The 7,396-nt window shown below is 66.4% G+C and carries 11 protein-coding genes; 5 read left to right on the forward strand and 6 right to left on the reverse strand.

From position 1 onward, the window contains the following. On the forward strand, window positions 1-239 hold a 239-nt coding region (locus tag B7X32_RS16255; RefSeq protein WP_366247000.1), incomplete at its 5' end, for a MerR family DNA-binding protein. Next, window positions 236-1,204 (forward strand): aldo/keto reductase, encoded by a 969-nt coding sequence (locus B7X32_RS16260; protein ID WP_292721911.1) that lies wholly within the window; start codon window positions 236-238, stop codon window positions 1,202-1,204. The genes B7X32_RS16255 and B7X32_RS16260, both read left to right, overlap by 4 nt. A gap of 72 nt (window positions 1,205-1,276) precedes the next feature. Here the strand turns inward: B7X32_RS16260 and B7X32_RS16265 are convergent, their stop codons facing one another. The 4 genes from B7X32_RS16265 to B7X32_RS16280 all read right to left on the reverse strand — a co-directional run bounded on the left by B7X32_RS16265 (window position 1,277) and on the right by B7X32_RS16280 (window position 3,458). Next, on the reverse strand, window positions 1,277-2,083 hold the full coding sequence (locus B7X32_RS16265) for an isocitrate lyase/phosphoenolpyruvate mutase family protein (protein WP_292721914.1): 807 nt from the start codon (window positions 2,081-2,083) through the stop codon (window positions 1,277-1,279). A 5-nt stretch (window positions 2,084-2,088) separates the two neighbouring features. Then, on the reverse strand, window positions 2,089-2,502 hold the full coding sequence (locus B7X32_RS16270; protein WP_292721917.1) for a DUF1801 domain-containing protein: 414 nt from the start codon (window positions 2,500-2,502) through the stop codon (window positions 2,089-2,091). Window positions 2,503-2,585: 83 nt separating this feature from the next. Then, window positions 2,586-2,795 carry a DUF1653 domain-containing protein gene (locus B7X32_RS16275; protein ID WP_292721920.1) on the reverse strand — a complete coding sequence of 70 codons (210 nt, stop codon included), beginning with the start codon at window positions 2,793-2,795 and terminating at the stop codon, window positions 2,586-2,588. A 117-nt stretch (window positions 2,796-2,912) separates the two neighbouring features. Next, window positions 2,913-3,458, reverse strand: a complete 546-nt coding sequence (locus B7X32_RS16280) for a hypothetical protein (RefSeq protein ID WP_292721923.1) — start codon at window positions 3,456-3,458, stop codon at window positions 2,913-2,915. Window positions 3,459-3,758: 300 nt separating this feature from the next. Here B7X32_RS16280 and B7X32_RS16285 point away from each other — a divergent pair, with 300 nt between their 5' ends. Further along, window positions 3,759-4,136, forward strand: coding sequence for a hypothetical protein (locus B7X32_RS16285; protein ID WP_292721925.1), 378 nt, complete (start codon window positions 3,759-3,761; stop codon window positions 4,134-4,136). Between the two features lie 798 nt (window positions 4,137-4,934). Here B7X32_RS16285 and B7X32_RS16290 read toward each other — a convergent pair. Next, window positions 4,935-5,381, reverse strand: coding sequence for a hypothetical protein (locus B7X32_RS16290; protein WP_292721928.1), 447 nt, complete (start codon window positions 5,379-5,381; stop codon window positions 4,935-4,937). 93 nt (window positions 5,382-5,474) lie between these two features. Here B7X32_RS16290 and B7X32_RS21085 point away from each other — a divergent pair, with 93 nt between their 5' ends. Together B7X32_RS21085 and B7X32_RS16300 are read left to right on the forward strand one after the other, a co-directional pair. Further along, a complete protein-coding gene (locus B7X32_RS21085; protein ID WP_366247001.1) occupies window positions 5,475-5,597 on the forward strand; it encodes a histone-like nucleoid-structuring protein Lsr2 in 123 nt (40 codons plus the stop codon). A 451-nt stretch (window positions 5,598-6,048) separates the two neighbouring features. Further along, complete coding sequence (locus B7X32_RS16300) at window positions 6,049-6,396, forward strand: Imm8 family immunity protein (protein ID WP_292721931.1); 348 nt, start codon at window positions 6,049-6,051, stop codon at window positions 6,394-6,396. Between the two features lie 10 nt (window positions 6,397-6,406). Here the strand turns inward: B7X32_RS16300 and B7X32_RS16305 are convergent. Further along, window positions 6,407-7,323, reverse strand: a protein-coding gene (locus B7X32_RS16305) for an IS5 family transposase (RefSeq protein ID WP_292721934.1) whose coding sequence is annotated in 2 segments (ribosomal slippage) — window positions 6,407-7,170 and window positions 7,170-7,323 — 918 coding nt in all. Because the reading frame shifts where the segments join, the coding sequence is not laid out codon by codon here. Window positions 7,324-7,396 lie beyond the last annotated feature (73 nt).

The following is a 7,396-nucleotide window of genomic DNA, read 5'->3' on the forward strand; positions in this document are numbered from 1 at the left end:
CCGAGGGCGACATCGCCTGGCTCGGGTTCCTCCGCAAGCTCCGCTCCACCGCCATGCCGATCGCGACGCTCCGACGCTACGTCGAGCTCGCCCGGGCCGGCGACGGCACCAGCGCGGCTCGACTCGCCCTGCTGCGCGAGCACCGTGAGACCGTGCTGGCCCGGCGGGCGGAGCTGGACGACGCCCTCGGCGCCATCGACCTCAAGATCGCTCTCTACTCCGAAAGGCTCCCCTCATGAACCACGCGACTCTCGGCACCCTCTCCGTCGGCCGGCTCGGGCTCGGCTGCATGGGCATGTCGGCCTTCTACTCCGGTGCGAACACGGACGAGGCCGAGTCCATCCGCACGATCCACCGTGCGCTCGATCTCGGCGTCACCATGCTCGACACCGCCGAGATGTACGGCCCGCACACGAACGAGGAGCTTGTCGGCCGTGCGCTCGCGGGACGGCGCGACGGCGTCGTGATCGCCACGAAGTTCGGCGTGCACGCCCGCAGCGAGGGAGGCCGGGTGCTCGACGGCACGCCGGCGAACGTGCGGCGCTCGGTCGAGGGCTCGCTGCAGCGCCTCGGCACCGATCGCATCGATCTCTACTACCAGCACCGGATGGATCCGGAGACGCCGATCGAGGAGACCGTCGGGGCGCTCGCCGAGCTGGTCGCGGAAGGGAAGATCCTGCACTACGGCCTGTCCGAGGCGGGCGAGGCCACGATCCGCCGCGCGCACGCGGTGCATCCGGTGACCGCGCTGCAGACCGAGTACTCGCTGTGGACCAGGGATCCCGCGGAGGAACTGCTGCCCGTGCTGCGCGAGCTCGGGATCGGCCTCGTGCCGTACTCGCCGCTCGGCCGCGGCTTCCTGACGGGCGCGATCCGGAAGGCCGAAGACCTGGACGCCGGCGACTTCCGGCTCAGCAACCCGCGCTTCGCCGGGGAGAACCTCGACGCGAATCTGCGGATCGTCGACGCCGTGGAGCGGATCGCCACGGACATCGACGCGACGCCGGCGCAGGTCGCGCTCGCCTGGGTGCTCGCCCAGGGCGACGACATCGCGCCGATCCCCGGCACCAAGCGGGTGTCCCGCCTGGAGGAGAACGTCGGCGCGGACGCGCTCGTGCTCACGGCGGAGCAGCTCGCCGCCCTCGCCGATCTGCCGCGTGCGGCCGGCGAGCGCTACGCCGACATGTCGAGCATCGGGCGCTGAGCCCCTCGTCGTGCGGGTCGGCTCTCTGCCGAGGGCCGGCCCGTTTGCCGAGCGCGCGCTGCGACGCGTCGCTCAGTCGGCGAACCGGCGCTGCACCTCGGCGTACGGGAGGGCGCCGTCGAGGAAGCCGAGCGTGCCGGTGTCGCGCAGTTCGCGCCCCGCGCGTTCGACGGCGGTGAGCGCCGCACGGGCGATGCTTCCGCCGAGACTCACCCGCTTCACGCCGAGCGCGAAGAGCTCGGGCGCCGGGATGACGTGCGAGGCGAGACCGGCCACGACGTTGAGCGGGGCCGGGATCTCCGCAGCCAGACGTCGGATGCTGTCCTCGTCGTTCACGCCCGGCACGAAGATGCAGTCCGCGCCGGCCTCGATGTAGCGCTGCGCACGGGCGACGGTCTCGGCGAAGGGATCCGACGCACCGCCGAAGAAGTAGGCGTCCGTGCGGGCGTTCAGCACGAAGCTCCCCCGCGGTGCCGCGGCGCGGGCCGCCGCGATCCGCTCCGTCGCCTCGTCGATGCCGAAGAGCGTGCCCCCGTCCGTGTCCTCGAGGTTGCCGCCGACCACGCCGATCTCGGTCGCGCGCAGCACCGTGCGCGCGACGTCCTGCGGGTCGTCCCCGTACCCGGACTCGAGATCCGCGGTGACCGGGACGTCGACCGCCGCGGCGATGGCCGCGACCTTCTCCAGCATCGTGTCGAGATCCACCGCCCCGCCGTCCGGAACGCCGAGCGACCAGGCGATGCCGGCGCTCGTCGTCGCGATCGCGGGGAAGCCGAGCTGGGCGAGCATGCGTGCGGATCCCGGATCCCACGCGTTGGGGAGCACGAAGCCGGAGCCGTGGTGCAGAGCGAGGAATGCGGACGCGCGGTCGTTCGACATGGGGTTCACCGCTCCGGATCGTCGCCGCGATTCCACGCAATCTCGACGAGGCGGCGGAGCACGTCGAGGTCGATGTCGTCGAGGGTGCGCACGTAGACGCAGCCGCGCCCCTCGGTGTACTTCCCGAGGCTCGGCAGCAGCGCGGCGCCCTCGGGCAGGTCCTTCAGGCCGTAGAGCGACAGCTGCGCCTTGCGGGGCGAGAACGCGACCCTGGGCCAGTCGCCCTCGCTGCTGGCCCCGCGATAGCGGTAGGTGCCGTAGCCGACCATCGTCGGCCCCCAGAGCACGGGGTCCGCGCCGGTCACCTCGCGGAAGATCTCGGCGAGGGCGAGGCCGTCGATCCGGCGACGCTCCGGCGTGGCCGCCTCGAGGAACGCGGGGACGTCCGCCGTCGTGGGCTGGGTCTTGATCTCGGCCATGCTGCCATCATCGCGCACGGCGCCGACACCGGACAGGGTCCGCGCCGCGCGGGCGGTCCGGACGACTCGGGCGGTCCGGAAGCTCAGGCGATCCGGGCGAAGCGCGGGCCGCTGTATCCGTCGCGCTCGACGTGCTCCTCGAACATCGCGAGCGGCCGCGCCCAGTAGCTGTAGTCGTCGTAGAGCTTGCGATAGAAGACCAGCTGCTCCTCGGTCTCGCTGTGGCGACCCACGGCGACGACCTCGTAGCGAGCACCCTTGAAGTGCTGGTAGATCCCGGGCTCGACTGTCATGGCGGGGATGTCCTTCCCTCGAGGAGGCGCGGATCCGGCAGCCTCAGAAAGGATGGTGGATCAGGGATTCGTGGCGGAGACGGAGGACGCGGGCCCCGGGCTCCGTGAGCCTCCACCCTACCAAGACAGCCCTCGCGCCCAGGTTCTTCGCGCACTCACGAGCGTCGTCCGATGCGGATCTGACGCCAGGCTGATGAGGGTCCGACCTACCGCGACGGCTCGTGGGGAGGCACGGCAGGGTTGAGCCGGTTCAGCGCGGCGAGCATCGGCTCGAACGACCAAGACTGTGTGAAGACGATCAACGACTGGTGACCAGGCGCTCGAAGGACGCAGAAGAAAAGTGCCGAAGAACCTCCCCGCACTGGTGATCGCGCCCACCGACAACGCGCCGCTGGCGAATGGTGCTTTCCAGCGCAACGTCTCACCGACGAGCTCGACTCGATACGCAACACGGAACAGCCACCAATAGACGTTCCACCCGAGGACGACGAACCAGGTCGCGAGGAACCACAGCGGCGACCCCGCGTGACCGGTCATGGTCAGCACCAGGATGGACACGCCGACGATGACGAGGACCGACAAGGTGAGCAGCTGGAACCATACCCAAACGACCGGCAGCGACCAGCTCTCGTTGCCAGTCACGTCCGGTTCGTCGCGCGTCATGGATTCCCTCCGGAGTGTTGTCGGCCGAGAATACCAACGTGTGGCGGGCGTGACACAGCGCGTTGCAGACATCAAACGACGACGACGCAAGGCCGGATCGATTGACGAGCGGACGCACGGCTTCTCATCAGCTACTTTTCGCGGCGGCGCCGGACGCCTTGACGCGTACGCCAAACATCGCGGAGACCCGGGCGACACACAGGCAGCGCTTGCTGTTATCGGGTTCCATCCGTGTTGAAGAACGGGGCGAAGCCCCAGCACGATTCCGCTCGTGTCAGAGGGGATGCCTAGTCTCTACACATGGCCACGCTCGATGATCTGCGTCGTGTCGCCGCCCGCCTGTCCGGCAGCGAGGAGCGCACGATGACCAACGGTGCCGCCTGGTTCGTCCGCAACAAGCTCTTCGCGTGGGAGTGCTCGCCATGGCCGAGCGTCCCGGAAGATCTCCGTGAGGTCATAGCGTCGGAGCTTGTTGTCGGCGTGAAGGTCGCCGACGAGCTCGATGCGATCGCGTTGCGCGAAATGGCGCCAGACGTGTTCCTCCGGCAGACGACAGGGTGGGGCGAGCCGAAGATCGCGTTCCGGATGCGGGCGATTGACGACGATCATTTCGCCGAGCTCGTGACGGAGGCATGGCGGGTGCAGGCACCCAAGTACCTGCGTCGCGAGTTCGACTAACGCAGTCATCACAGCCAGCGTAGGAGAGAACCTCGTTGGGAAGACCGCGCGCAAAGGCGTTCATCGATCTGCTTGAAAGCGACTCTGATCAGGACTTCTTTGGCGGACTCCAGGCGATGGCTTTCGAACCCATCGTGGGCGACGAAGCGCCTGCTGGGATGGATTGCGTACAGGTCCGAGCGCCAAGTCCGGAACCATCCGACCAGGCACGCTCGTCCCAATTAGATGCCCAGGCACGGCGTCAAGCACCGATCACACACCGGTTGGGCGTTGTCAGGGAGTGGGCCGCCGAACATCGCCTCGACGTCAGCCCGGGACACGAGACGCTCGGTGATACGAGCATCCGCGAAATCTGGTCGACTGACCACACTCACTTCGAAGAGCTTCGCTTTTGTGATCACTCGCGAGACTGGATGGCCGTCGTACGTCTGACCCGGAACATGAGGACACTCCCATAGGTCGCGCTTACAGATCGAGCAGTGACTCTCCTCGATCTCCATCCCGACGCTGAAACCAAGCCGGACATGCCCAAGAGCGACCGGACAGGTCTGAACGAAATCGTCATCTTTCGACTGGAGGAAACAGAGACGTGGACGATTCTCTCGAACTAGACTTCCAACCTCATCCAACGTTTCGTGGGCCTCGTCGAACTCGGGCTCATCATCTAACCGATCGATGGCGGCCCGCGCGGCACGACGGAGAGCAACGTAGTCTGCGTCTGAGACATCAGCCGGGTCTATTCGGCACCGCGCGAGCAACCGTTGCGCCTCTGCCAGACAGCTTGCGCCCTCGCTACCTCTAGTCATTGCCGTAGCCGAGGCTCCGCTCGAACACCCTCGCCGACGCAATCCCGGTCTCGGCGTCCCCATCGAACGCGAACTCGTGGACTGTTCCGTCGGACGCTTGGACATTCCACCTGATGTGAACCTTGTCCCGGCGGCTGGAGGCATGAGTGAACAGCTGCATCAGGATGCCAGCTAAGACGTTGCCCATCCCACCGGCGAGCACATCGAGACCGAAGTTGGCCACCGGGAGCCATACCTCGGAGGAATGGTGACTAACTTCGCGTACGTCCTCCCGGTTCGCAATCCAGACCGGGTATCCGGCGCTGCGTAGAGCCTTGACGAAGGTCAGCGTGGATGACGGGTACACATCCTGCATATCGTTCGGGCGACTCAAATCTTCGGGAAGTCCCGGGGTGACGACAATGCCCCCGCGATCCCAACTTTTCTCTGCGCCGTTCACGTAGGCCCCGTGCTCTCTGACGTGTCGGTCCTGTTCCAAAGTTACGGCTGGCCACAGACAATCGACCTCGATGGCACTCCCCTTCAAGACGGAGTGACTGTTTCCTTTACCCTAGATGGTACCGAGTACGAGATTTACCTTTCTGCCAAGAACGCAGAGACGCTGCGCGAAGCGTTTGCTCCGCACGTCAAGGCTGGTCGGAAGCTTGGTCGCTAGGAAACGCTCCAGTCGCTCCCCGTCGTCGCAAGGGTAGCGATGGCCTCAGTGTCATCGGCGAGTGGGCGCGTGCAAACGGCCACAAGGTGAGCGAGCGTGGTCGGCTTGCTGGCCCGATCGTTGATGCGTACAAGCTGGCGAACGGCTGAGGTGCACCGGCTGGCCGAGGCGCAACAATGAGAGGCCTCAGGCCCTATGCCCAGGCCATTCGTTGCAGATCCCATATGCCAAGTAACAACGTTGGCGGAAACGCGCGAACCGGCGCGAGGTGGTCACACTTGACGCGGGAGAAGGCGTTTCCTTCAGCATCGTCCGCAGCAGATGAAGCGACAGCCGACAGCGCCATGTCAAGCTTTACGGCTTGCACTAGGGCGTGTTGCTAAACCAGGTCGGCGGCCCGGTGGGCCAGTCTCCCGGCGTTTCATGCGGCAGTATCGTTCGCATGCGTGCGATGTTGCGGAGTCTCGCTTTCGACCCGGATCCCAGAAGTCTGGCTGCCGATGCGTCGGCGTTCAGGATGAACGCACGGTTGACGCTTGGCCCCACCGACGGTCCTGGTGACGAGACGTTCGACGTCACCGTTTGCACGCCAGAGTGGCTCGCTCAGGCCTGCCGGAAGACGGGAGGCATCTACGACGCGCGACACCACGTCATCGTGACCATGGAGCAGTTCCACGAGCGAGTCCTCCACGACTGGTTCGAGGCCCGAGTGCGAGCTGTCGAGGGCGACGACTGGAGCGAGATCGGCAACCGGTTGGGCCGGCTCGGCTTCTGGGAGTTCGAGGACTACACGCCCTAAGGTCCGTTCGCTAGCTGCTGGCGACCCAGTGCAGCGTGGCGGCGAGACAGAGTCCCGCGTGGTAGTTCCGGGCGGTCTTATCTGAGCGCATCGCGATCCCGCGCCATTGCTTGAGCTTGTTGAAGCAGCGCTGGACGACGTTCCGGCCGCGGTAGCGGTGTCGTTGTTCGTCGCCGAACTCGATCGGCCTGCCGGCGCGTTTGCGCCGGTTGGCGATCTGATCGTTCCGTTCCGGGATCGTCGCAGCGATGCCCCGGTCGCGAAGCCACGCCCGATTCGCCCGCGACGGGTAACCCTTGTCCGCAAGGACCCGATCAGGCCGGGATCTCGGTCTGCCGACCGCGCCGTGAACACGAATCTGCTCCAGCGTCGTCGACAACAAATTGGTGTCGGCCGCCTGCCCGGGAGTGAGGACGAACGCCAGGGCGCGCCCGCGACCGTCACAGACCAGATGCTTCTTGGTCGTCAGGCCGCCGCGAGATCTACCGATCGCGTGATCAGGAGGCTCCAGCCCGAACTTCTTGTAGCTCGACAGAGCCCCCGTGACTCGCGGAAGCGTCGCGCCGTGCTGGTGCACGCGCACGATCGTCGAGTCGATCGACGCGACCCAATCCAAGTCCCCTTGCTGTTGCGCGAGGAACTGGACTTTCTCGAGGACCCGCGCCCAGACGCCCAGCTCGGACCACCGGTTGAAGTTCTTATATACCGTGTTCCAATTCCCGAACCGCTCTGGGACATCACGCCACGGAGCCCCGGTCCGGAACCGCCACGCGTCGCTTCTACCACCGCGCGACGGTCAACCGGCGGCCGACCCGTTGCCCTCACCACCGGGAACAACGGCCCGATCACCGCCCAAGCCTCATCCGAGATCACGTCACGCGACACGACATCAACAGTCGCCGGGACTGCTGCACGAATAGGTGACATCTGATCTGGCTTGCCCTGGGAGGGCGGCCTGGAAGGATGTTGCTGTGCCGAAGCCCTACCCCACTGAGTTCCG

The sequence above is a fragment of the Microbacterium sp. 13-71-7 genome (assembly GCF_002257455.1).
Classification (GTDB): Bacteria; Actinomycetota; Actinomycetes; order Actinomycetales; family Microbacteriaceae; genus Microbacterium.

Coding starts and splice junctions, on each gene's coding strand:
- B7X32_RS16260 (WP_292721911.1), top strand. CDS start 236: ATGAACCACGCGACTCTCGGCACCCTCTCCGTCGGCCGGCTCGGGCTC.
- B7X32_RS16265 (WP_292721914.1), bottom strand. CDS start 2,083: ATGTCGAACGACCGCGCGTCCGCATTCCTCGCTCTGCACCACGGCTCC.
- B7X32_RS16270 (WP_292721917.1), bottom strand. CDS start 2,502: ATGGCCGAGATCAAGACCCAGCCCACGACGGCGGACGTCCCCGCGTTC.
- B7X32_RS16275 (WP_292721920.1), bottom strand. CDS start 2,795: ATGACAGTCGAGCCCGGGATCTACCAGCACTTCAAGGGTGCTCGCTAC.
- B7X32_RS16280 (WP_292721923.1), bottom strand. CDS start 3,458: ATGACGCGCGACGAACCGGACGTGACTGGCAACGAGAGCTGGTCGCTG.
- B7X32_RS16285 (WP_292721925.1), top strand. CDS start 3,759: ATGGCCACGCTCGATGATCTGCGTCGTGTCGCCGCCCGCCTGTCCGGC.
- B7X32_RS16300 (WP_292721931.1), top strand. CDS start 6,049: ATGTTGCGGAGTCTCGCTTTCGACCCGGATCCCAGAAGTCTGGCTGCC.